Consider the following 22471-nt stretch of genomic DNA (forward strand, 5'->3'; position numbering starts at 1 on the left):
CTGTTGTATTATCTGGGTCGGGAATGGCCGGGACAAATGGTCGCCTTGCCGTCGACATATGTGTCGTTTCGCATTTTGTGCCTTCCCAAGATAGAGTGGAAGCGCCAAAAAAATAGATAGGCTGCCGTCTTTTCCGTCCTATTTCACCAAGACTGAATAATAACAGCCATATGGTGGCTGGGAAATCACGCTAAACAGTCAGCGTTTTGCAGGTTTCCGTTCTGCGGCGGCCTTGGCGGTTGCCGCAGCTTCCTTTTCCAGCCGCAATTCGCGCAGCCGCTGTGTCTTTGCATCACGCTCGGCCGCAACGGCATCGATCTCTGAAATTGTCCGGTTGCGGGCCATGAACTGGGTCTGTGTACGGCTGAATGCCGTTTCCGCCTGGTCGCGGGCCTTGGTCGAATTCTCGGTCAAAATGATATCCTGGTGCTGTCGCACCGGCGTCTCGTCCAGATCGTTCTGTCGAATGCGGTGCGCAAATTGGCCGTTTGGCCAAGAAAAAAGGCCAGGCGCATTGCCTGACCTTCCATTGGATTTTGCCTCGTCAATGGTGCCAGTACATCCGTGGTCACCGGAGAGGGGCAATCCGATTTAAGCAGCCTGAAGCTGGCAAGCGGACATTTTGCCCGACTTGTTATCGCGTTCCATCTCGTAGCCGATCTTCTGGCCTTCGACGATTTCGCGCATGCCAGCCCGCTCGACAGCGGAGATGTGGACGAAAACGTCCGGACCGCCGTTGTCAGGCTGAATGAAGCCGAAGCCTTTGGTGGAATTGAACCATTTAACTGTGCCAGTGGTCATAACGAACCCTTTCAATAGCAACATGTATCCATCACCGTACGACGCACGGCGATCAGTAGTCTCGATTTTTGAAGGGGGAAGTTCGTCAGAGACGCGGCAAACGCGGGCAGAAACAAATATCAGTCAAACAACTATCGATGAACGTTGATATAGGTCGTCCTTTCCTGATTGTCAACTTTTAGTTTTTCTTGTTACTTTCGATAATCCATTAGGTTGTATTTCTTTCTTCTTCCCGCACTTTCGATAATTGCACGCGCCATCTGGCGACTCGCTTTCCTTGAACAGTGATTTTCCACTGTTCAACAGTTGGAGACAATGCGTCCAGACCTGCGCGTCTATCGCTGCTGGCGAAATAGGCACATCTATGTCTGCGAGACGAAGCCCCAACGCGGGCAGAAAGGGATCAGATCATGCTTACCCAGATCAAGGGACTGCACCACGTCACCTCGATGGCGGCAGACGCCCGGACCAACAACCAGTTTTTCACCGATACGCTCGGCCTGCGCCGCGTCAAGAAGACCGTCAACTTCGATTCGCCGGATGTCTATCATCTCTATTACGGCGACGAGACCGGCGCACCCGGATCGGTGATGACCTATTTCCCGTTCCCGGACATGGGGCCGGGCCGTCCCGGAACCGGCGAAGTGGGTACCACTGTGTTTTCCGTCCCTGAAGGCTCGCTTGGCTTTTGGAGCGACCGGCTGTCTCAGCGCGGCGTTTCAGGGCTCAAGACAGAAGAGATCTTTGGTGAAAAGCGCCTGAACTTTGCCGGTCCGGATGGCGACGGTTTTGCGCTCGTGGAGGTCCGCGACGACAACCGCCCGGTCTGGACTGCCAACGGTGTTTCCGAAGATCATGCGATCCGCGGTTTTCACTCGGTTGCCATGCGCCTTCGTGACGAAGGAGCGACAGCAGAACTGCTGAAGTTCATGGGTTACGAGACGCTGGATGCCAAAGATGGCGTCACCCGACTGATTGTGCCTGGCGGCAATGGAGCTGGTTTCATCGATCTCGAAACCATGCCGAACATTCAACGCGGCCTGCAGGGCGCAGGCTCGGTGCACCATGTCGCCTTTTCGGTCGAGAATCGGGAAAAGCAGTTGGAAGTGCGCAAGGCGCTGATGGATACGGGCTATCATGTCACGCCGGTGATCGACCGCGACTATTTCTGGGCGATCTATTTCCGCACGCCGGGTGGTGTTCTGTTCGAGATCGCCACCAATGAACCCGGTTTCAACCGCGACGAGGATACTGCGCATCTGGGCGAAGCATTGAAGTTGCCGCAGCAACACAAGCACTTGCGGCCGATCCTCGAGCAGCATTTGCAGAAGCTGGAAGGCTAACGGAGAGATATCATGACCGATTATGGCTATGTACACCGGCTAAAGAGCGGTGCACCCGGGAAACCGATCTTCTTCGTCTTCCACGGAACCGGTGGCGACGAGCGGCAGTTTTTCGACTTCGGCGGCGACCTGCTGCCGGATGCGACGATCGTCTCGCCACGTGGCGACGTATCCGAACACGGGGCGGCTCGCTTCTTTCGCCGCACCGGCGAAGGTGTCTACGACATGGACGATCTTTCCAGGGCGACCGGGAAGATGGCGGGGTTTGTCAGCGCGTTGGCGCAGGAGCACCAGGCCTCCGAGATCATCGGCCTTGGCTTTTCCAACGGCGCCAACATCCTCGCCAACCTGCTGATCGAGACGAACCTGTTTGACAAGGCGATCCTGCTGCATCCGCTCATTCCCTTCAAGCCGAAGGACAATGCGGCGCTGGCCGGCAAGAAGATCCTGATCACTGCCGGCCAGCGTGATCCGATCTGCCCGGCCCCATTGACCCAGGCCCTTGCCGACTATTTCGCGGCTCAGAAAGCGATCGTGGAAACCGAATGGCACACCGGCGGCCACGACATCCGCTCGAACGAGGTCGAGGCAATCAAGCGGTTTTTGGAGTGAAAGCGATTGGTCCTCTTCTCCTCGCTGGGGAGAAGCAACGCCGGATGAGGGGGACGCAGGAATGTTCATGGAGCTCCGGCTTCGCCGAAGCCCCCTCATCGCCTCGTTTCACTCGGCACTTCTCCCGGCTGGGGAGAAGAGGAAGTGCATACTGGATCACCCCAACCCGGCACTGTGTGCCGACCCTCCCCGCAAGGGGAGGGTGAAACTCCTCAATATCCCCGCGCCGCCCCCGAGGCCGCACGGCTGTCCATGGCGCCATTGTAGCGGGCGCCGCCGCCTTCCTCGATCTCGGCCAGATTCTTACCCCCGACGAGGATGCCGGCTGCCTGGCCCCAGATGGTCCAACTTGGATCGATAGCGACATCATGGCCCATCTCGGTCAGGAGCTTCAGCGTATCGGACGACAGCGCGAAGGGCTCCATGTAGACTTTGTCGGGCAGCCATTGGTGATGGATGCGCGGTGCGTCGATGGCTTCCTGAATGCTCATGCCATGGTCGATGACGTTGATGATCGCTTCCAGCGTGATGGTGATGATGCGCGCCCCGCCGGGGCTGCCGATGATCATGAACGGCTTGCCATCCTTGGAAATGACCGTCGGGCTCATCGACGAGAGCGGCGTTTTCTTCGGCGCGATCGCATTGGCTTCACCCTGGACCAGGCCGTAGAGATTGGGCGATCCCGGCTTGGAGGTGAAGTCGTCCATCTCGTTGTTCAGCAGGATGCCGGTTCCGGGCGCCACGACGCCGGCGCCAAACGAGCCGTTCAACGTATAGGTGACCGCAACCGCGTTGCCGTCATGGTCGATGATCGAATAATGCGTCGTCTCGGTGCTTTCGCCCATGCCCTTCGGCATCAGGTTCTTTGAAATTCCGGCCTTGAACGGATTGATCTTGGCGCGGATTTCCTTGGCATAGGCCTTGTCGGTGAGTTTTTCGACGGGGTTTTCGACAAAGTCCGGATCGCCGAGTGCCGAGTTGCGATCGACATAGGCGTGACGCATCGCCTCGACCATGGCATGCACGGTCTCGGCGGAACCATAGCCGAGATAGGATAGCGGGTAGCCTTCCAGCACATTGAGGATTTCGCAGATGATGACGCCGCCGGAACTTGGCGGTGGCGAGGAGGCGATCTCGTAACCGCGATAATTGCAGGTCACCGGTTTGAGTTCGCGCACCGTATATTGCTCGAAATCAGTTTTTGCGAGAATGCCGCCGGACGCAGCGCTCGCCTTGACGATATTGTCGGCAATCGCGCCCTTGTAGAAGGCATCCGTGCCCTTTTCCGAAATGCTGGTCAGGCTTGCGGCCAGTTCCGGCTGGACCAGGGTTTCGCCGATCGAAAAGGTCTTTCCATCCGGCTTGAGGAAGATCGCGGCCGCCGCCTTGTCCTTGGAGAGTTTCTTGGCGCCATTTTGCAGCGAGGCGACATCGCCCTGATCGAGCACAAAGCCATCCTTGGCAAAGCGGATGGCAGGCGCCAGCAGGTCCTGCCGTGCCAGCGTGCCGTATTTTTCACGGGCCGTCTCAAAGCCCATGACCGAGCCGGGAACGCCGACTGCCAGATAGCCTGCGGTGCTGGCGCCTTTGACGATCTCGCCCTTGTCATCGAGATACATGGTCTTGGTGGACGCCAGCGGCGCGCGTTCGCGGAAGTCGAGGAACGTGGTCTTGCCGTCCTTCAGCCGGATGGTCATGAAGCCGCCGCCGCCGATATTACCGGCGGTGGGATAGACGACGGCCAGCGCATAACCGACGGCAACCGCCGCATCGACGGCGTTACCGCCTTTCTTCAACACCTCGACGCCGACTTCGGAGGCGAGATGCTGGGCGGTGACAACCATGCCATGCTCGGCCTTGACAGGCTCGGGCGCGGCGGCGAGCACCGGCGACAGCGGCAAGAGGGCGATGGAAACGATAAGCGCGGCAATCGCGCCGGTACGGGGGTGAGGCAGCATGGTGTTCTCCCGGTCCGGTTTTCGGATCGGCCATCTTCGCCGAGATCAGCCGGTAATGCCAGCTTTTGCTATGCTGCAAGGCCACATATCGCCGGATCTGTCTCCCTGCTATCGTGGTGGCGGGATGACCTTGCCGGGATTCATGATGCCGTTGGGATCGAGCGCGGCCTTGATCCGGCGCATGACGCCGATCTCTTCTTCGCTGCGCGAATGGTCGAGGAAATCGCGCTTCAGCGTGCCGATACCGTGTTCGGCGGAGATCGAGCCTTTGTATGTGCGGACGAGATCATAGGCGATGGCGTCGATTTCGTGCAGGTCGTGTTCGCTTGGGGTCTCGACGCCGATGGCTACGTGCAGATTGCTGTCACCGACATGGCCGAAGAACGACACATGGGCGGCCGGAAAGCGGGCAAGCAGGGCTTTTTCGCAATCGCCGGCGAAAGCATCGAGCTGGCCGACCGGCAGGCTGACGTCGAGATTGATCAGGCCGGGCAGGAGTTGATCCATCATGTGCCCCTCGCGCACCGACCAGAAAGCGCGGGCTTCCTTTTCCGACTGGGCGACCAGCGCATCGGTGACGAGGCCATTCTCAAAGGCCTGACCGAGGAAGGTTTCGAAACGCTCCTTGTCTTCGTCGCTGCCATCGACATCCTGCTCGATGATGACAAAAAACGGATAGGCCCTGTCGAAGAACGTCAGGTTGAGTGCTTCGGCATTGAAGCGGAAATAGCTTTGCCACATCGCCTCGAAGGCTGACAGGCCGGGCAACCCGCGTTGCGCGGATTTCAGCAACGTGACGACTTGGTCGTAATTTTCGATGGCGCACAGTGCCGTCAGGCGGGCAGCGGGAAGGGGCCGTAGCCGCAGCACGGCGCGGGTAACGATCCCCAAAGTGCCTTCCGAACCGATGAACAGCTGGCGCAGATCGTAGCCTGTATTGTTCTTGGTCATCCGGTTGAGCGACGACAGCACGGTGCCATCAGCCAGCACGGCCTCAACGCCGAGCACGTTGTCGCGGGTGACGCCATGGCGGATGACGCGGATGCCGCCGGCATTGGTGGAGATATTGCCGCCGATCTGGCAGGAGCCGCGGGCGCCGAGATCGATCGGCAACAGGAACCCGGCGGTTTCGGCGACCAGTTGCGCCACTTCCAAAGGTGTGCCGGCCAGAACCGTCATGGTGCCGGCAGCCGTATCGATATCCTCGACACCGGACATGCGTTCCAGTGAAATCGCGATATCGCCCGAGCGTGCATTGGCACCGCCGGCAAGACCGGTCAGGCCGCCCTGCGGCACGACAGGCTGGTGGTGGCGATCGCAGATGGCGAGCGCTGCTGCGACCTGCTCGGTGCTTGCTGGACGCAGTACGGCGAGCGGCAGGAACTTGCCGGTGCCACTGGCATCGCTGCGGTAGCGGCCGCCAATGGCATCGCCGGTGAGCACCACATCCGTGCCAAGAGCTTCGATCAGGTTATCGATGACGGTCATGGCTGGTGTCTTCCATAATTCTGGGTGGGAGCATGGAGGAAGGACGACAACTCCGCAACCGTCCGGCAGCCGAGCTGGGCCATCGTGCTGGAGAGTTCGGCCTTGAGGATATCAATCAGATGATCGCCACCCGGAGCGCCCATTGCGGCGCTGGCATAGACGAACGGGCGGCCGATCAGGACGAAATCGGCGCCGAGCGCCAGCAGGCGGGCGACATCGAGACCGGAGCGGATACCGCCATCGGCGGCGATCAAAGCATCGGGGCCCAACGCACGGCGGATAGTGGGCAGAACGGAGACGGCGGTGGGGGCGGCATCGAGCTGACGGCCACCGTGATTGGAGACGATCAGACCGTCGGCACCCATCTCCAGATAGGCCTGCGCTTCCGAAACATCGAGCACGCCCTTGATCAGGAGCTTGCCTTTCCAAGCATCGCGGATGCTGCGGACACGCTCTGCACCCAGGTGGCCGGTCATGACACGGCCGACGAATTCCGCCGACTGCTTCAACGACGAACCCTTCGGATAATAGGGCGACAGGTTTTCGAAGTCGGGAATGCCGTGGCGCAGCACATGGCTTGCCCAATGCGGATGCGTGGCGATCTGGAACATCGTCTTCAGATCGAGGATAGGCGGCACGGACATGCCGTTGCGGATGTCGCGCTCACGGCGGGTGGGGGCGGGGATGTCGACGGTGAGTACCAACGTCTGATAGCCGGACCGCGCCGCCCGGGCGATCATGTCGGCTTCCATCGCGAGATCGTTTGGCGGATAGAACTGGAACCAGCCATTGTCGCCGGTAATAGGGCCGATGGTTTCCATGGAACGGTTGGCAAATGTAGAGAGCACATGCGGGATATTATGGGCCTTGGCCGCTTCAGCCAGCGGCACTTCGCAGCCGGGCCAGAGCAGGCCAGCGAGCCCCAGCGGAGCGACGCCGAATGGCGCGTCGAAACGTTTTCCGAACAGGGTGACGCCCAGATCCGGCGAAGGGGCTTCCGAGAGATAGCGCGGCATCAACTCGATGGTGTCGAAGCTTTCGACGTTGCGCCGGACGTTGCTTTCCCGGCCAAGGCCGCCGATCAGATAGTCATGCACGAACCCCGGCATGCGTCGCGCTGCGGCCTTCTCCATATCGGGAATGCAGGGAAAACGTCTGTTCAGGTCTGTCATGCTTGGGTCCGGATGCTCCTCGAATCGCCGGGAACCTTAGCGGGTTTGGTGGGGCTGGAGAAAGCCCTGCAACTCCATTGTCAGTCGGTTAGAAGAGCAATTCCGCCTGGCATTTTGGCCGGTTCGGACCTCTTCTCCTTCTCCTCAGCGGGGGGGAGTGCCGAACGGAGTGAGGCGATGAGGGGGCGGTTCGGCAAACTCGTCAATGAATGGCTTCGCCCCCTCATCCGTCCCTTCGGCCCCCCTTCTCCCCGATGGGGAGACGAGCGACGGTTTTACGCCGCTTCCCTCACCAGAGCCTGCGCCATGCAGTGAATGCCGCCACCGGTTTTGGAGATTTCACTCATGTCGATGGCAGCGACCTCGAAGCCGCGGGCGCGCAGTTTTTCGATCAGGGTTTTCGATGACGTCGGTGCGATAACGCGGTCGCGGCCCAGCGACATGAAATTGCAGCCGAGCGCCATCGTATCCTGGAAGGGAACGTCGATGATCTCGTGGCCCTTGGCCTTCAGCCAGTCGATGATGCCTGGTTCCGTGCAGGCAAGGCACACGGCCGTCAGTTTCGGCGCGATGGGCACGACCATCAGGTCGATATGGACGTAGTATTCGTCGATGAAGGCAAGGCGCGTTTCCCAGCCTTCCTTCTTGAACCAGTCTTCAACTTGGCGGGCGCCTTCCTCCTGGGTGCGGGCGCCGCCGCAACCGATCAACACGCAACCATCCTCGATGACGTTGAAGTCGCCACCTTCGAAGGTGCCGGCCGTCACCATGTCGTAGATCGGGATGCCGAGTTTTTCATAGGTGCGGATGGCCGCATAGTTTTCGCCGCGCCGCCACCAGTTGGCCATGGCGGTGATGATGGCCCCATAGGGGGTCATGACGCTCGAATCGCGTGAATAGACCTGCATCGGCAGTTCCGGCGTCGGCTCGTGCCAGTGAATTTTCACGCCGAAATGCTCATAGGCTGACACCAGTTCCTTGTGCTGCGATTGCGCCACCTGGATGTTGCAGGGTGCCTCGCGCAGGTGTTTGCGCGACAGCGAGCTGGTGGAGAGATGCCGCAGATGCGCCGGCGATCCGAGCAGCACGTCGGTCAACGGATCGGTTTCGTTCTTGAAGCCCCAGCGGGTGAGGGGCGCGGTTCCACCCTTCGGGTTACGGCGCTGAAGCGAAAAGGGTTCGTTGAACTGCATGTCATGCCTCCGGGGTTGCGGGTTTGGGGATCCACCAGTCGCGGCCGCGGGCGGTGGTCACATATTCGGGCCAGCGGAAATGGATGGGGGGTGCGTAGTCACAAAGGGGCGGGATCCATTTCGATCCGCCAATGCCGCCGCCAGTGCGCTCATTGAACTCGGTCTTGGCAGCGGCGCGAACCGTCTCGTCTTCCAGAAGCCGGATGGCCGACAGGGAAAGGGTCTTGGCCGCGCAAAGGACCGTCGGGTCGATCGTGGCGGGAATGCCGCCGAGCGCATTGGAGACCCAGACGGGATAGGTGTAGCCGGATGGCGCTTTCAGCGCCGGGCGTGCGATGTAGAAGCGGGCGGTCGGGGCGTGCCAGCTCATATCGGTGTAATCGTCGGAGGTGGAATTCAGCTGCGAAGGGGCGAGGTCGCGGCGCAGGATGGCTTCGGCGTCCTGCGGTGAAATCAGTTTTTCCATTTCGTCGATGAACGGCTGGGCCATCGCTTCGACGCCAAGATTGGCCTGGATTTCGCGGCCGACGGTCCTTGCTGCCTCATCCCAACGTGGCGGACCGGCGGTTTGCAAGGCATCCCAAACGAGATTGGCCATAGCGTGGTTTGCAAGACCAGGCCGGGATTTCGAGACCCAGTGGCGTTCATACCGGCAGCCGGTCATGGCGGCGGCCGCAGCCGCATTGCGGTCCAGGACCGACGTCACCTGTTCGGCCATGGCGATGGTCGGCACGCGGATCATGTACTGGATCTCGGCAAGGCCGGCAGGGAGATTGTCGGCGGTCGCCTGGCCTGCCGTCAGGATTGCCTCGCTGATCGACCAGCCGCCCTGATGGGTGAGCATTGAATCGCGCAGGGCCTTGGAAGCCATATACATCGTCATTAGCGCATCGTTGGCGCCGGGTGCACGCACGGCGGAATGGGACTGCGGGATTGGCGCATCGTCGCTGCGGCCCCAGGCTTCCGGTTGGTCGCAGATGAAGCGGTAGATCATCGAATAGGCGGCGCCGCAGTGCGTGTCCCAACGCACGGTATTGCACATTGGCAGCATATAGAACGGATGGAAGGAAAACATGCCGTCCAGGCCGTCATAGTAGCCCTTGGCCGCGTGGATCGGCTTGGAACCGCGCACTTTTTCCGCGGGTTCACCGGTGAAGCGTAGCGTACCCTTGATGCCGTGCCGTTGCATCGCCGCCTTGGTGGCGAGCAGGCCGCCGAGCGAACCGATGCCGAGCGCCGAATGCGGATCGGTATGGCCGCCAGCCTCGAAGCTCAGGCCGCCGCGTGGCTCTTTTTTGGTCGTCGCGGCCTGGCAATTGCCGGGGACAGCGTCGTATTCCGCATACATGCCGATCATGGGACCGGGACCGTTGCTCCATTCGGCACAAAAGGCCGTCGGCATTCCGGCTGAACCTTCCTCGACGGAAAAGCCCTGTTTGCGCAGCAGATCGACATACCAGTCGGCGGATTCATATTCGCGCCAGGCGGTTTCACCAAACGAGAAGATTTGGGCAGTCCAATCTGACAATTCGGCCCGGATGGTCTCGAGATAGGTCAACGCAAATGACTGGGCGGCAGATATCGGCACAGCGGCTTCGTTTCGCTGGAGGGATCGGCTGAGGTACTACGGTGAGTTAAGCGCCGATCCGACTTTTGAAAAAGTGAAATGTTTTCCCGCCTTCGACAAATTAAGTTCGCCAATGCTCAAAAACCGGACTAGCTTTTCACTCTGATCAGGAGGACGCCGATGCAGAGAATTCCATCGACACAGGCTTTGCGTGCGCTCGAAAGCTTCGCGCGGCACGGCACTGTGTGGAAAGCGGCCGACGAGCTGAACCTGACGCGCAGCGCCATCAGCCACCAGCTGCGCTTGCTGGAGCGTGAGCTGGGCTTTCAGATTTTCAACCGGGTCGGCACGCGTATCGAACTGACGGAGCAGGGGCTCGGCTATGCCGCCGATATCAGGCAGGCGCTGAACGCCATTGCGGGGTCTGCTTCACGCCACGCCAGTCGCGGCGTCAGTGGTTCGATCACTGTCAGTTGTCCACCGGGTTTCGCCTCTAACTGGTTGTGCAATTACATTTCCCACTTTCGCGATGCCTATCCCGATGTGCGGATTTCCATCGTTACACCGCGCCGGCTGGACGATATCAGCAATCCCGATGTCGATGTGTTCATCGCGTTCGGCACGGGAAACTGGCCGTCGATGCAGGTGGAGCTGATCATCGAAGTGGAGTTTGCGCCGCTCTGCAGTCCGGCTTTGCTGAACAAGATCGGTGGTCTCAATGGCCCGAACGACATCAAGAAGATGTGCCTGCTGCACCTCACGGATTACGAGGATTGGGAGACCTGGCTGGCGCTGGCGGGGGTCGATCAGAGCTATGCGTCGACCGGCATTGTCTTCTCCGACATGAACCTGGTTTTCGCCGCGACACTGTCGGGGCAGGGCGTTGCGGTCGGCGACCGTTTTACCTGCCGCCACGCGATGAACAGTGGCCAATTGGTGCAGCCATTCGATATCAGCATCAATTCCAGCCGCTCCTATTATCTGGTCACATCGGAGGCCAAGGCCGACAATCAGGCCGTCGTGGCGTTCAGTTCGTGGCTGCGCTCCGAGATGCTTAAAAATGACGCAGATGCCTAGGTCTCCGCCCATGGATCAGGCGGCTTTTGGCAAATTATATTTGTCCAAGCGGGGAAAAGATTTCGTTTGTCCTGTTGCTAAAACGCCCATACGATTTCGGTGTTGGAAAAGGAGCGTCTATGCAAAGCGGACACGAGGCGGCCGAAATCACAGCGAACGGGATAGGCAAGGCCTATGGTGATTTCCATGCCTTGCGCGATATTTCGCTGACCATCGGCTCCGGTGAATTCCTCACGCTCCTTGGCCCCTCCGGCTCCGGCAAGAGCACCTTCCTGATGATCCTGGCCGGCTTCGAGACGCCGACATCCGGAACCCTGCGCAAGAACGGCGCCGATATCACAGCCGTACCAGCCGAGAAGCGTGCCTTCGGCATGGTCTTCCAGGGGTACGCGCTGTTTCCGCACATGACGGTCGAACAGAACATCGCCTTTCCGTTGCAGGTGCAGCGCCGGGCCGACGCCGATATCAAGCGCAGCGTCGATCGGATCATCGATCGCGTCGGCCTTCGCGGGCATGAGAAGAAGCGGCCGGCGGGCCTGTCCGGCGGCCAGCAGCAGCGTGTTGCCCTGGCGCGCGCCCTGGTATTCGAACCCTCCGTGCTTCTGCTCGATGAGCCGTTTTCGGCACTCGACAAGAACCTGCGCTCCTCGATGCAGGAAGAAGTCCGGCGGCTGCATCAAGAGACGGGTACCACCTTCGTGTTCGTTACCCATGACCAGTCTGAGGCCTTGGCGCTCTCGACTCGTATTGGCATTTTCAATCAGGGACAGCTGCAGCAGATCGGCACGCCGAAGGATGTTTATGAACGTCCGGCCAACCGGTTTGTCGCGGAGTTTCTCGGTGACGTGAATTTCCTGTCGCTATCCTCGGTCAAGCCAACGTCTGATGGTGCAGAGGGACTGTTTGAGGGGCATCCGATGCGGATCTGTGCGCCCGGCCAGTCTGTCAGCGAACATTTCGCCATCCGGCCAGAGCATATGGTGATGTTCGAGCAGGCTCCGGCAGAAGGAAACATGCTGAAGGCGGAGATTGGCGAGATCACCTATCTCGGCGCCGAAACCCGCTTTGGCCTGAAGACGCCGGGTGGCATCGATCTCGTTTTGCAAATGCCGACGCGGGAGGTGAAGAGCGCTTTCCAGCCGGGACGGCAGGTCTGGGCCGGTTGGCCAACCAATCAGGGTTTCTTTCTGTAAGTGCTTTGTAGTGCGTGACACGAGCGACGCCGATAAAGGCGCGCCGCAAAAACCAGAGGAGAACGGCATGAGCGAAATATTGGCCAATGGCGGCATGTCCCGCCGCAGATTCACCCAGCTGGCGGCGTTGTTTCTATCGGTCAGCCCGATCGCGCTTGGCGCAACGCGCGGCTGGGCAGCGGAAGGCGAACTGGTCTTCGTCAACTGGGGCGGCGATGCAGGCCCCGCCTATGACAAGGCCTATGGCGCGCCCTTCAAGGAAGAAGCCGGCATCACGGTGAAGCAGGACGGCTCCGGCCCGACGGAAGGTGCTGTCGCGGCGCAATTCTCAAGCGGCAAGCCTGCCTGGGATATCGTCGATATCGACCCCTTCTCAGCAGAGGCGCTCGGCAAAAAGGGCATGATGGAGCCGATCGACTATGCGATCGTCGATAAGACGAAGATGCGTGAGGGCTTTGGCTGGGAATACTCCGCCTCGTCCTATTTCTTCTCCTATATCATCGCCTATGACGCTTCGAAATTCGGTGACAAGGTGCCGACCGGCATGGCCGACTTCTTCGATGTCGAAAAGTTCCCCGGCAAGCGTTCGCTCTATAAATGGGGGGCGGGCATGTGGGAAGCAGCGCTTCTCGCGGATGGTGTCGAGCCAGCAAAACTCTATCCTCTGGACCTCGAACGCGCCCACAAGAAGCTTGCTGCCTTCAAGGACAATGTCGTTTCCTATTGGGGCGGCGGCGCCGAAAGCCAGTCGGTGCTTCTGAATGGGGAAGCCTCAATGGCGCTGATCTGGTCGACCCGCGCCGGGCTGATCGAAAAGGATTCCGGTGGTTCGATCAAGTTTGTCTGGGATCAAGGACTGATTTCGCCCGGCGCCATGGGCGTGATCAAGGGCAATCCCGGCGGCAAGGACAACGCCATGAAGTTCATCGCTTCGGCGCAGGACCCGAAGAAGCAGGTGATCATGTTCGAGATGCTTGGCCAGGGCCCGGCAAACCCGGCGGCCGACAGCCTGCTCTCGCCGGAACAGGCGCGTCTCAGCCCCGTCGATCCGGCCAACATGTCCAAGCAGATCGCACTCGATATGAGCTGGTACGAGACCCATTACGGCCCGGCGCTGGATGAATATACGAAGATCATTTCGGCGTAGTTCGGACAGCTCCCTCCCCCTTGTGGGGAGGGTTGGGGAGGGGATTCCTTTTCAGCGGCAAAACCCCTCCCGGCCCTGCGGGCCACCCTCCCCACAAGGGGGAGGGATCGCTCCGAACCCGCTGTAACCTTTTGCCGGAAACATTTGATCGCGCACCGGAAAGGAGCCGCCATGAAATCCGATAGACTGAAACCGGCGCTCCTGCTTGGCCCCCTCGTTTTGTTTCTCGGCTTTGCCTATCTCGTGCCCTTTCTCGGCGTCATGCAGTGGAGCGTCACGCTGCCAGAGCCTGGCTTCGGGCAATATGGCAAGGCGGTGACCGATCCGCTGATCCAGTCCGTGTTTTTCCGGACCTTCCGCATCTGCCTGATCGTCACCATCTGCGCCGTCGCGGCCGCCTATGCGATTGCCTATGTCTGGGTGCGTGGCACGCCAGCGCAACGGCTGGTGACGGAACTCTGTATCCTCATTCCTTTCTGGATTTCGGTGCTGACCCGCGCATTCGGCTGGGTGGCGCTTCTGTCCAATCGCGGGCTGATCAATACCTGGCTGCAAGCGACCGGCATCATTTCCGAGCCGCTGACCATGGTGCGTAATGAATTCGGCGTCGTGCTCGGCATGATGCATTTCCTTATTCCATTTGCGGTCTTTCCGATCGCCTCGGCGATGCGCAGCCTTGATGAGCGCGTCTTTCTAGCGGCCCGCGGTATGGGCGCATCGCGGCTGCGCATTTTCTGGTCGATCTTCGTGCCGATGACAATGCCGGGCATTCTCGGGGCCGGGCTGATGGTTTTCGTCTTTGCGCTCGGTTTTTTCATCACTCCGGCGATCCTCGGTGGTGGCCGCAGCGTCATGATCGCTGAGCTGATCTATCTGCGCCTGTTCCAGAGCCCGGACTGGGGCCTGGGAGCCGCCATCAGCGTCATCCTGATGTTGATTGTCGGAGCGCTCCTGATCCTGATGCTGCGGCTGGTGCGGCCCAATAAGATGCTGGGTTGAGCCGATGTCGATGAGACCCACGCCGATTGCCATTTTCTTCGCCTTTGTGGTGGCTCTGTTCCTGCTTCTGCCGCTGATCGCCGTCGTGCCGGTGTCATTCACCCCGGCGCGCTTCCTGTCGATGCCGACTAATGTCTGGTCGCTCAGGCACTATCAGGCCCTCCTCGACAACCCGGCCTGGCTGCAGAGCATCTGGCTCAGCCTGCGTATCGGCATCCTCAGTTCGGTAATCGCGACGCTTTTGGCGCTGATGTTCAGCCTCGGCATCTGGATGTTCCGGCCGTGGTTCGGCAGCCTGCTGTTCGGCTTCGTGCTTTTGCCGATGGTCGCGCCGCCGGTCGTTTCGGCCATCACGCTGTATTTCTTCCTGACGACGCTTTCCAAGGTCAACGATATCGTTGCCTATGACACGTGGGTTGGCGTCGCCGTCGCCCATGCGGTGATGATTGCACCGTTCGCGGTGGTAATGATCACCGTGGCATTGGCACAGGTGGACCGGCGGATCGATCTAGCGGCGCGGGGTTTTGGCGCTTCCGTCAGCCAGCGGGTGTTCAAGGTCATCCTGCCGAACATCAAGTTTGGCATCTTCACCGCCTTCTTCCTGTCCTTCGTGCTTTCCTGGGAAGAAATCGGCGTAACGCTGTTCATCACCAGCGTCGATGCGGTCACCCTGCCGCGGATGATGTGGATGGGGTTGCGCGACAATATCGATCCGGCCATCGCGGCGATTTCGGTGATCCTGATTGTCATCGTCATCGCGGTCATTCTGGCGAAGACCGCCTTCACCCATAAGTTTTCCCGGAAGACCTGAGGCTGATCATTCCCGGATGGTAGGCACCGATGAATTATACAATCGTATAACAGTAGATGAGACGAGGAATACCCGCATGATCAGCACCGGCATGTACCTGACGAAACTGCTGACATCCTATGGCGTCGATACCGTCTTCGGCATTCCGGGGGTGCACACGGTCGAGCTATATCGCGGGCTGGCGGGCAGCGAGATTCGGCATGTGACCCCGCGCCACGAGCAGGGGGCGGGTTTCATGGCCGATGGCTATGCGCGGGCGACAGGCAAGCCGGGTGTGTGCTTCATCATTACCGGGCCGGGCATGACCAACATCGTCACTGCGATGGGGCAGGCCTATGGCGACAGCATTCCGATGCTGGTGATTTCGACCGTCAACGCCCATGGCCGGATGGGCTCGGGCGAGGGGTGGCTGCATGAACTGCCGAACCAGCAAGCGCTGGTGAGCGGTGTTTCTGCCTTCAGTTGCACCGTCAACCGGCCGGAGGATCTAGCTCCAGCCTTGGCGCGGGCCTTCGCCATCTTCGACAGTGCCCGGCCGCGGCCGGTGCATATCGAACTGCCAATCAATGTCATGCTGGCTCCGGCGGATCATTTAGCCGTGCCGGAAAAGCCTGTTCGCTTGGCGCGACCGGCTGGAGACGCAAATGCGTTGAACGCGGCAGCGGCGCTGCTGAATAGGGCCAAGGCTCCGGTCATTCTGGTGGGCGGCGGGGCCATCGGTGCGGCGGCACAGATCCGGGCGCTCTCGGAAAAGCTCGATGCGCCTGTCGTGATGACCACCAATGGCCGGGGCATCCTGCCACCGGGGCATACACTGGCGGTCAATCTTTCGGCCAGCCTGCCGGCCACCCGGGCGCTGATCGAGAGTGCCGATGTGGTGTTCGGCATAGGTACCGAACTCGGACCGACCGATTACGATTTTTATGAGGACGGATTCTTTTCCATTCCTGGTACCTTCGTTCGTGTCGATATAGATCCGGCCCAGTTGATGCGGACACGGGCGCCCGAGGTCGGCATTGTCGGAGATGCGGCGGCATGCGCGGCGACCTTGTTGGATCTGGTCTCGGCGGGGTCGCGGGAGGGGGCTGCTCGGGCTGCGGAGGTCGAAACGCTTGTTCATCGCGATGTTCCCGCCGCCATGCTTGATGATCTGATCATTCTTGAGACGGTCCGCGATACCTTGCCGGACGTGCTGATCGCCGGGGATTCGACGCAGCTCGTCTATGCCGGAAACACCGCTTATGAGGCAGCCTCGCCTGGCTCTTACTTTAATTCTGCAACCGGTTACGGCACACTTGGCTATGGCCTTCCAGCGGGCATCGGCGCCAAGATCGGTCAGCCGGAACGTCCCGTTGTGGTGCTGGCGGGAGATGGCGGGCTGCAATTTTCACTGGCCGAGCTTGCCTCGGCAATGGAGGCAAAGGCGCCCGTCATCCTGATGCTGCACGACAATGGCGGCTACGGCGAGATCAAGTCCTATATGGTCGCCAAGAACATTCCGCCGCTCGGGGTTGATCTGCATACGCCGGATTTCATCGCCATTGGCCGCGCCTATGGCTGGCACGCGGAGCGATTAGACAGCTTCGAAGCCTTGAAACCGGCGCTGGAGGCGGCGCAGGCGCGCAGTATTCCGACGATGCTGGTCTTTGGCGATGCCGTTCGAGCTCAGGCGGCAAGTGGCAGACGCTGATTAGCCGATAGGTGCTGCGGCCGGACGTAGGACCGTGGCTCTCGACCGTCGGCCACGCGTCGCCTGTGCTTGGTCGTGATGACGTTGCGCGCCAGCTATCTTGAAGTCGGCCGGCCGATGTAATACCTTTGTAAAAATATTCCTTACCGAGGTTGAGATGAGCGCGACAGTGACGACGAAGGGGCAGGTGACCATTCCGAAGCCGGTGCGGGATTTTCTCGGTATCGTGCCGGGAACGCGGGTGGATTTTCAGCGCGCTGCCGATGGCAGTGTGGTTTTGACCCGCGCCGACGAAAAGCGTCCCGCAAGCCGTTTCAGCAAGCTGCGTGGCCATGCCGGCAAGGGCTTGAGCACCGATGCCATCATGGCGCTGACGCGCGGTGACGAGTGACGCTGGTCGATACCAATGTCCTGCTTGATGTGGTGACCGACGATCCGAACTGGTCGGACTGGTCGATCGAACAGCTGGAAGCCGCCGCCTTGCGCGGCCCGCTCCTCATCAACGACGTCGTCTACGCCGAACTGGCGGTGCGCTATGAACGGATCGAGCGGTTGGAGGCATTTCTTGCCGAGGCCGGATCGAGATGGCCGCCATGCCGCGCGCGGGCTTGTTTCTGGCAGGCAAGGTCTTTCAGAAATACCGCAAGGCTGGTGGGTCGCGCGCCGGTGTGCTGCCGGATTTCTTCATCGGCGCGCATGCGGCTGTCGAGAAGCTGGGTCTTCTGACCAGGGATACGGCGCGGTACCGGACGTATTTCCCGACTGTAACGTTGATCGCACCGGACCGGTAGGCGCGACGCTACGCCATCCCGCCAAAGACGAAAGGGCCGGACATTCCTGCCCGGCTCCTTAGTCGTCAAATCATTCCTGATTCCGGCGGGATCGGTTTTTCCTTTGGCTTGTACCCAAAGGACCTGAGCGCGACGTAAAAGACCGGAGTCAGGAACAGGCCGAGGAATGTTACCCCGAGCATGCCGGAGAACACGGCGGTGCCGAGCGATTGGCGCATTTCGGCACCCGGGCCGGTGGCGATCATCAGCGGCACGACACCGAGGATGAAGGCGAAGGCGGTCATCAGGATTGGCCGCAGGCGCAGGCGGCTGGCCTCAATGGCGGCATTGACCGGGTTCATGCCATCATCCTGCGCTTGCCGGGCGAACTCGACGATCAGGATGGCGTTCTTCGCCGCAAGGCCGATGAGAACAATCAGTCCGATCTGGGTCAGGATGTTGTTGTCCTGCCCTCTGAGATGCACCCCGATCAGTGCGGCGAGCACCGCCATCGGCACGACGAGGATGATCGCCAAGGGCAGAATCCAGCTTTCATACTGAGCCGACAGCGCCAGGAACACGAAGATCACCGAAAGCGCGAAGATGAAGATCGCGGTATTGCCGGTATTGCGTTCCTGGAAGGCAAGGTCCGTCCATTCGAACGAGGTACCCGGCGGCAGGATCTTTGCCGCGAGGTCTTCCATCTTGTCGAGCGCGGTGCCGGTCGAGACGCCGGGAGCGGGATTACCCTGGATCGGGACCGACACGTACATGTTGTAGCGCTGGACGAGCGAGGGGCCGGTGGTGTCGCGGATATCGACCAACGTTCCAAGCGGCACCAGTGCGCCGGTGGCGGAACGTACCTTCAGATCGAGAATATCTTCCCGCTCCAGGCGGTACTGCTGGTCGGCCTGCGCCCGTACTTGGTAGACGCGGCCGAAGGCATTGAAGTCGTTGACGTAGGATGTGCCGAGGTTGATCGACAGCGTTTCGAAGATATTGGGGATAGGTACACTCAGTGCCCGCGCCTTGTCGCGGTCGATTGCCAGGAAATATTGCGGGCTGGAGGCGGAGAAGGTGGTGAAGACGCCGGTCAGGCCCTCCGTCTGGTTGGCGGCGCCCATCATCTGATAAGCAAGACCCAAAGCCCGGCGCATGTCGGAGCTTTCCCGGTCGACGATCTGCATCTTGAAGCCGCCGGAATTGCCGATGCCGCGGATTGACGGTGGCGGCACGGCAATGATGAAGGCCTCCTGGATCTCCTGCATCGTGCCGTAGAGCTGGCCGATGATCTGGTTGGCGCTTTGGCCATGCTTCAGACGCTCCTCGAAAGGCGCGAACGGTGTGAAAATGACGCCGGAATTCGAGGCATTGGTAAACGTCGCCCCGTTGAAACCGGCAAAAGAGACGGCGCCGCTGATGCCTGGCACCTTGCGGATCAGCTCGGTTGCCTTTTGGACGACGGCGTCAGTGCGTGAAAGCGAGGCGCCATCGGGCAACTGCACGACGACGATTGCATAGCCCTGGTCCATGGTCGGCACGAAGCCGCGCGGCACGATCTGCGCCATATACCATGTGCCTGCCAGCAGGCCGAAGAAAACCAGCAGGCTGGCTCCAAGCGCCACCTTGGTCGACACCAGATGATGCACGACCCAGGAGTAGCCGTGAGTCATCTTGTCGAAGCCGCTGTTGAAGCCGTTGGCAAGGCCCCTTGCAACGCGCGTAAATGGATTGCGGGTCTCGTGGTGCTCCTGGTGCGGGCGCAGGATCAGGGCCGCGAGCGCGGGTGACAAAGTCAGGGAGTTCAGCGCCGAAATTGCCGTCGCCACGGAGATCGTCACGGCGAACTGCAAGTAGAACTGGCCGGAAATGCCAGGGATGAAGGCTGTCGGCACGAAGACGGCGATCAACACCAACGAGATAGCGATAACAGCCGTACCGACCTCGTCCATCGTCACATGTGCCGCCTGTTTCGGCGTCATGCCCTTGGCCAGATTTCGTTCGACGTTCTCGACCACGACGATCGCATCATCGACCACGATGCCGATCGCCAGAACCAGCCCGAACAGGGTCAGCATATTCAACGAGAAGCCAAAGGCGAGCAGGAAGGCAAAGCAGCCAATCAGCGACACCGGAATGGCGATAATCGGGATCAGTGCGGTGCGCCAGGATTGCAGGAAGACAAGCACCACGATCGCAACCAGTATGGCTGCTTCGAGGATGGTCTTGTAGACCTCGTTGATGGATTCCGAGATAAATTCCGTCGGGTTGTAGACGATGGTGTATTCAAGCCCAGGCGGGAAATCCTTCTTCAGGTTTTCCATTGTGGCCTTGATCTGTTCTGCGGCTTCAAGAGCATTGGTGCCAGGCCGCGAAAAGATACCCATAGCCACAGCGGCCTTGCCGTTGAGATAACTATTGGTGACATAGTCCTTGGCGCCGAGTTCGATACGGGCAACGTCCTGCAGTGTAACAAGCCGTCCATTTGCCGTCGATTTGACGATGACGTAGCGGAATTGGCGGGGGTCGTTGAAACGGCCCTGGGTCGTCACGGTGTACTGGAAGGCGTTGGTCCCCGCGTTCGGTGGTCCGCCGATCGAGCCGCCGGAGACCTGGACGTTCTGGTCGCGCAACGATTGCACCACATCGCCTGACGTCATGCCGTAGGAGGCAAGTTTTTCAGGGTCGAGCCAGATGCGCAGCGCATATTCGCGCTCGCCGAACAGGATGACGTCACCGACCCCCTCCAGCCGGACCAGCTGATCGCGGGCGCGGCTGCGGGCGTAGTTGGAGACGTAAAGTTGATCGTAGCGATCGTTCGGTGAGAGCAGGTGGACGACCATCATCAGGTCGGGCGAACTCTTCGCTGTTGTGATGCCGATGCGGCGAACCTCCTCCGGCAGGCGAGGTTCGGCGATCGACACGCGATTCTGGACGAGCACTTGAGCCTTGTCGAGGTCTGTGCCGAGTTTGAACGTTACGGTCAGCGCCATCGATCCATCGGCGGTGGAATAGGAAGACATATAGAGCATGTCCTCGACGCCGTTGATTTCCTGTTCAAGCGGCGTGGACACCGTATCGGCGATGGTCTCGGCATCGGCGCCCGGATAAGCGGTGCGGATGACGATGGTTGGCGGGGCGATCTCCGGATATTGGGCGATCGGCAGCTGGAAATAGGCAATGCCACCGACAATCAGGAGCACAATCGACAGGACCGATGCGAAGATCGGCCTGTCCACGAAGAAATGGGCAAATCTCATTGACCGTTCTCCGTCGTCGCGGCGGCTTCGGGCGGCAACACAACCAGCTTGGGATCGACGATAACGCCGGGACGCAGCCGTGTCAGGCCGTTGACGACCAGTGTTTCATCGCCCGTCAGGCCTTCGCGAATGACGCGATAACCATAGAGCCTTGGCCCAAGGCGAACCGGTTTGGTCGTGAAGCTGCCATCCTCGGCAACCACATAGACGACGCGCTGGTCCTGATCGGCGCCGATTGCCTCGTCGGGGACGAGAATGCCCTTGTAGGTATTGGAAGCACTCACCTGGACGCGGCCGAACAGGCCGGGCTGCAGGACGAAATTCGGATTGTCGAAGCGGGCGCGCACGCGCATCGTGCCAGTTTCCTGGTCAACACGGTTTTCCGCGAAATCAAGTTTGCCCTTGAAGGGTTTCTCGGTGCTATCGGCGATGGTCACGAGGACATCCAGCGAGCCGCCGCCCTCCTGCAGGTTGCTTCCGTGTTCGCGCGCCTGCCGCGCATAATTGAGCACCCGCCGCTCGTCGACATCGAAGTAGAAGTCAATGGGGTCGAGCGAAACGATCGTCGTCAGCGCGGTTTGGTCAGCCTGCACCAAGTTGCCGATCGAGATCAGCCGGCGGTCGATCCGGCCGCTGAGCGGCGCGACGATGGTCGTGTACTCCATATCGAGCTTGGCGCGTGCAAGGCTCGCCTCTGCGCCACGCAGATTGGCTTGTCCGGACTGCAATTCCCGGCGGCGGTCGTCAAGGGTCGATATCGACAGAGTGCCTTTCTGGACCAGCCCTTCGGTTCGGGTGAATTCAGCCTCTGCGAAAGTGAGGGTGGATTTCGCGACCTCCAGCGAGGAGTTTGCGACGTCCAGCGCTGTCTGGAAGGGGCGTTGGTCGATGACAAAGAGCGGATCACCCTTCTTCACCATCGCGCCATCCTTGAAATTCACCTGATCGAGATAACCGCCGACCCGCGAGCGTAGCGTCACTTCATCGACGGCCTCGAAGCGGCCGATGAACTCGTCGCTGTCGACGACATCGCGGACAACGGGCTTGGCTACGGTGACTGCGGCTTTAGGTTGTTCTTGTGCCAGTGAAGGGACGGTATAGAGAGCTGAAGAGACGGTGAGTATCGCCGGAACAAGCCAGTGTCGTAGCATGTGTAAGTCCCTCTGAAGCGCATGAAACACATTATTCCGCGCGGTTGCGCGGGGCAGTTATTGGCGTTTTTCAGTGGTCTGTCTTGCCGGACTTCACGTGATTTCGGGCAGTCTGGGCACGGGCATGACCAAGTCGCGGTTCGTTCAAAATCAGCAGATATTTCAAGTCGGTAGATGCTTCTTCCGCTCGCCGCCGCCAGCTTTTGAAGCCGCGGCTATATCAAACAGGCAATGCCATC

18 protein-coding genes and 1 pseudogene are annotated in these 22471 nt (G+C 60.2%); 10 read left to right on the forward strand and 9 right to left on the reverse strand.

Annotated features, from left to right (window positions below; genetic code table 11):
* Window positions 1–198: 198 nt before the first annotated feature.
* On the reverse strand, window positions 199–414 hold the full coding sequence (locus ACSQ3J_RS23020) for a hypothetical protein (protein ID WP_037110505.1): 216 nt from the start codon (window positions 412–414) through the stop codon (window positions 199–201).
* A gap of 177 nt (window positions 415–591) precedes the next feature.
* Window positions 592–801: a cold-shock protein gene (locus ACSQ3J_RS23025; RefSeq protein ID WP_037110252.1), complete on the reverse strand. Its 210-nt coding sequence runs from the start codon at window positions 799–801 to the stop codon at window positions 592–594.
* A gap of 410 nt (window positions 802–1211) precedes the next feature.
* Between ACSQ3J_RS23025 and ACSQ3J_RS23030 the strand changes: the two genes are divergently transcribed.
* Window positions 1212–2144, forward strand: a complete 933-nt coding sequence (locus ACSQ3J_RS23030; RefSeq protein WP_060502276.1) for a VOC family protein — start codon at window positions 1212–1214, stop codon at window positions 2142–2144.
* Window positions 2145–2156: 12 nt separating this feature from the next.
* Window positions 2157–2756, forward strand: a complete 600-nt coding sequence (locus tag ACSQ3J_RS23035; protein WP_060502275.1) for an alpha/beta hydrolase — start codon at window positions 2157–2159, stop codon at window positions 2754–2756.
* Window positions 2757–2968: 212 nt separating this feature from the next.
* Here the strand turns inward: ACSQ3J_RS23035 and ggt are convergent, their stop codons facing one another.
* The 5 genes from ggt to ACSQ3J_RS23060 all read right to left on the reverse strand — a co-directional run bounded on the left by ggt (window position 2969) and on the right by ACSQ3J_RS23060 (window position 10155).
* On the reverse strand, window positions 2969–4714 hold the full coding sequence (ggt, locus tag ACSQ3J_RS23040; protein WP_060502274.1) for a gamma-glutamyltransferase: 1746 nt from the start codon (window positions 4712–4714) through the stop codon (window positions 2969–2971).
* Between the two features lie 108 nt (window positions 4715–4822).
* On the reverse strand, window positions 4823–6202 hold the full coding sequence (locus ACSQ3J_RS23045) for an FAD-binding oxidoreductase (protein WP_060502273.1): 1380 nt from the start codon (window positions 6200–6202) through the stop codon (window positions 4823–4825).
* Window positions 6199–7374 (reverse strand): alpha-hydroxy acid oxidase, encoded by a 1176-nt coding sequence (locus ACSQ3J_RS23050; protein WP_082511972.1) that lies wholly within the window; start codon window positions 7372–7374, stop codon window positions 6199–6201. The genes ACSQ3J_RS23045 and ACSQ3J_RS23050 overlap by 4 nt, the downstream gene beginning before the upstream one ends.
* Window positions 7375–7649: 275 nt before the next feature.
* The gene (locus ACSQ3J_RS23055) at window positions 7650–8567 is read right to left on the reverse strand and encodes a dimethylarginine dimethylaminohydrolase family protein (RefSeq protein ID WP_060502271.1); all 918 of its coding nucleotides are present in this window, start codon (window positions 8565–8567) and stop codon (window positions 7650–7652) included.
* Window position 8568: 1 nt separating this feature from the next.
* Window positions 8569–10155 carry an amidohydrolase gene (locus ACSQ3J_RS23060; RefSeq protein WP_436040417.1) on the reverse strand — a complete coding sequence of 529 codons (1587 nt, stop codon included), beginning with the start codon at window positions 10153–10155 and terminating at the stop codon, window positions 8569–8571.
* Window positions 10156–10314: 159 nt separating this feature from the next.
* Here ACSQ3J_RS23060 and ACSQ3J_RS23065 point away from each other — a divergent pair, with 159 nt between their 5' ends.
* From ACSQ3J_RS23065 to ACSQ3J_RS23100, 8 genes and pseudogenes are all read left to right on the forward strand, one after another.
* On the forward strand, window positions 10315–11211 hold the full coding sequence (locus ACSQ3J_RS23065; RefSeq protein WP_037110273.1) for a LysR substrate-binding domain-containing protein: 897 nt from the start codon (window positions 10315–10317) through the stop codon (window positions 11209–11211).
* Between the two features lie 119 nt (window positions 11212–11330).
* Window positions 11331–12404, forward strand: coding sequence for an ABC transporter ATP-binding protein (locus ACSQ3J_RS23070; RefSeq protein WP_436040419.1), 1074 nt, complete (start codon window positions 11331–11333; stop codon window positions 12402–12404).
* 67 nt (window positions 12405–12471) lie between these two features.
* The gene (locus ACSQ3J_RS23075) at window positions 12472–13551 is read left to right on the forward strand and encodes an ABC transporter substrate-binding protein (protein ID WP_060502269.1); all 1080 of its coding nucleotides are present in this window, start codon (window positions 12472–12474) and stop codon (window positions 13549–13551) included.
* Between the two features lie 171 nt (window positions 13552–13722).
* Window positions 13723–14550 (forward strand): ABC transporter permease, encoded by an 828-nt coding sequence (locus tag ACSQ3J_RS23080; protein ID WP_060502268.1) that lies wholly within the window; start codon window positions 13723–13725, stop codon window positions 14548–14550.
* Between the two features lie 4 nt (window positions 14551–14554).
* A complete protein-coding gene (locus ACSQ3J_RS23085; protein ID WP_060502267.1) occupies window positions 14555–15361 on the forward strand; it encodes an ABC transporter permease in 807 nt (268 codons plus the stop codon).
* 76 nt (window positions 15362–15437) lie between these two features.
* On the forward strand, window positions 15438–17051 hold the full coding sequence (locus ACSQ3J_RS23090) for a 5-guanidino-2-oxopentanoate decarboxylase (RefSeq protein WP_436040422.1): 1614 nt from the start codon (window positions 15438–15440) through the stop codon (window positions 17049–17051).
* Window positions 17052–17208: 157 nt separating this feature from the next.
* A complete protein-coding gene (locus tag ACSQ3J_RS23095) occupies window positions 17209–17442 on the forward strand; it encodes an AbrB/MazE/SpoVT family DNA-binding domain-containing protein (protein ID WP_113242576.1) in 234 nt (77 codons plus the stop codon).
* Window positions 17439–17842, forward strand: a pseudogene (locus ACSQ3J_RS23100) (type II toxin-antitoxin system VapC family toxin). The gene ACSQ3J_RS23095 and the pseudogene ACSQ3J_RS23100 overlap by 4 nt, the downstream one beginning before the upstream one ends.
* Window positions 17843–17907: 65 nt before the next feature.
* Here ACSQ3J_RS23100 and ACSQ3J_RS23105 read toward each other — a convergent pair.
* Both ACSQ3J_RS23105 and ACSQ3J_RS23110 read right to left on the reverse strand, forming a co-directional pair.
* Window positions 17908–21081: an efflux RND transporter permease subunit gene (locus ACSQ3J_RS23105; protein ID WP_060502263.1), complete on the reverse strand. Its 3174-nt coding sequence runs from the start codon at window positions 21079–21081 to the stop codon at window positions 17908–17910.
* On the reverse strand, window positions 21078–22232 hold the full coding sequence (locus ACSQ3J_RS23110; RefSeq protein ID WP_060502262.1) for an efflux RND transporter periplasmic adaptor subunit: 1155 nt from the start codon (window positions 22230–22232) through the stop codon (window positions 21078–21080). The genes ACSQ3J_RS23105 and ACSQ3J_RS23110 overlap by 4 nt, the downstream gene beginning before the upstream one ends.
* Between the last annotated feature and the right edge of the window lie 239 nt (window positions 22233–22471).

Source organism: Rhizobium sp. LjRoot98, from assembly GCF_964252935.1.
Lineage (GTDB): Bacteria > Pseudomonadota > Alphaproteobacteria > Rhizobiales > Rhizobiaceae > Pararhizobium.

Excerpts from the sequence above, each read along its gene's own strand:
- ACSQ3J_RS23025 (WP_037110252.1), bottom strand. The coding sequence starts at position 801 with ATGACCACTGGCACAGTTAAATGGTTCAATTCCACCAAAGGCTTCGGC.
- ACSQ3J_RS23030 (WP_060502276.1), top strand. The coding sequence starts at position 1,212 with ATGCTTACCCAGATCAAGGGACTGCACCACGTCACCTCGATGGCGGCA.
- ACSQ3J_RS23035 (WP_060502275.1), top strand. The coding sequence starts at position 2,157 with ATGACCGATTATGGCTATGTACACCGGCTAAAGAGCGGTGCACCCGGG.
- ggt (WP_060502274.1), bottom strand. The coding sequence starts at position 4,714 with ATGCTGCCTCACCCCCGTACCGGCGCGATTGCCGCGCTTATCGTTTCC.
- ACSQ3J_RS23045 (WP_060502273.1), bottom strand. The coding sequence starts at position 6,202 with ATGACCGTCATCGATAACCTGATCGAAGCTCTTGGCACGGATGTGGTG.
- ACSQ3J_RS23050 (WP_082511972.1), bottom strand. The coding sequence starts at position 7,374 with ATGACAGACCTGAACAGACGTTTTCCCTGCATTCCCGATATGGAGAAG.
- ACSQ3J_RS23055 (WP_060502271.1), bottom strand. The coding sequence starts at position 8,567 with ATGCAGTTCAACGAACCCTTTTCGCTTCAGCGCCGTAACCCGAAGGGT.
- ACSQ3J_RS23065 (WP_037110273.1), top strand. The coding sequence starts at position 10,315 with ATGCAGAGAATTCCATCGACACAGGCTTTGCGTGCGCTCGAAAGCTTC.
- ACSQ3J_RS23070 (WP_436040419.1), top strand. The coding sequence starts at position 11,331 with ATGCAAAGCGGACACGAGGCGGCCGAAATCACAGCGAACGGGATAGGC.
- ACSQ3J_RS23075 (WP_060502269.1), top strand. The coding sequence starts at position 12,472 with ATGAGCGAAATATTGGCCAATGGCGGCATGTCCCGCCGCAGATTCACC.
- ACSQ3J_RS23080 (WP_060502268.1), top strand. The coding sequence starts at position 13,723 with ATGAAATCCGATAGACTGAAACCGGCGCTCCTGCTTGGCCCCCTCGTT.
- ACSQ3J_RS23085 (WP_060502267.1), top strand. The coding sequence starts at position 14,555 with ATGTCGATGAGACCCACGCCGATTGCCATTTTCTTCGCCTTTGTGGTG.
- ACSQ3J_RS23090 (WP_436040422.1), top strand. The coding sequence starts at position 15,438 with ATGATCAGCACCGGCATGTACCTGACGAAACTGCTGACATCCTATGGC.
- ACSQ3J_RS23095 (WP_113242576.1), top strand. The coding sequence starts at position 17,209 with ATGAGCGCGACAGTGACGACGAAGGGGCAGGTGACCATTCCGAAGCCG.
- ACSQ3J_RS23105 (WP_060502263.1), bottom strand. The coding sequence starts at position 21,081 with ATGAGATTTGCCCATTTCTTCGTGGACAGGCCGATCTTCGCATCGGTC.
- ACSQ3J_RS23110 (WP_060502262.1), bottom strand. The coding sequence starts at position 22,232 with ATGCTACGACACTGGCTTGTTCCGGCGATACTCACCGTCTCTTCAGCT.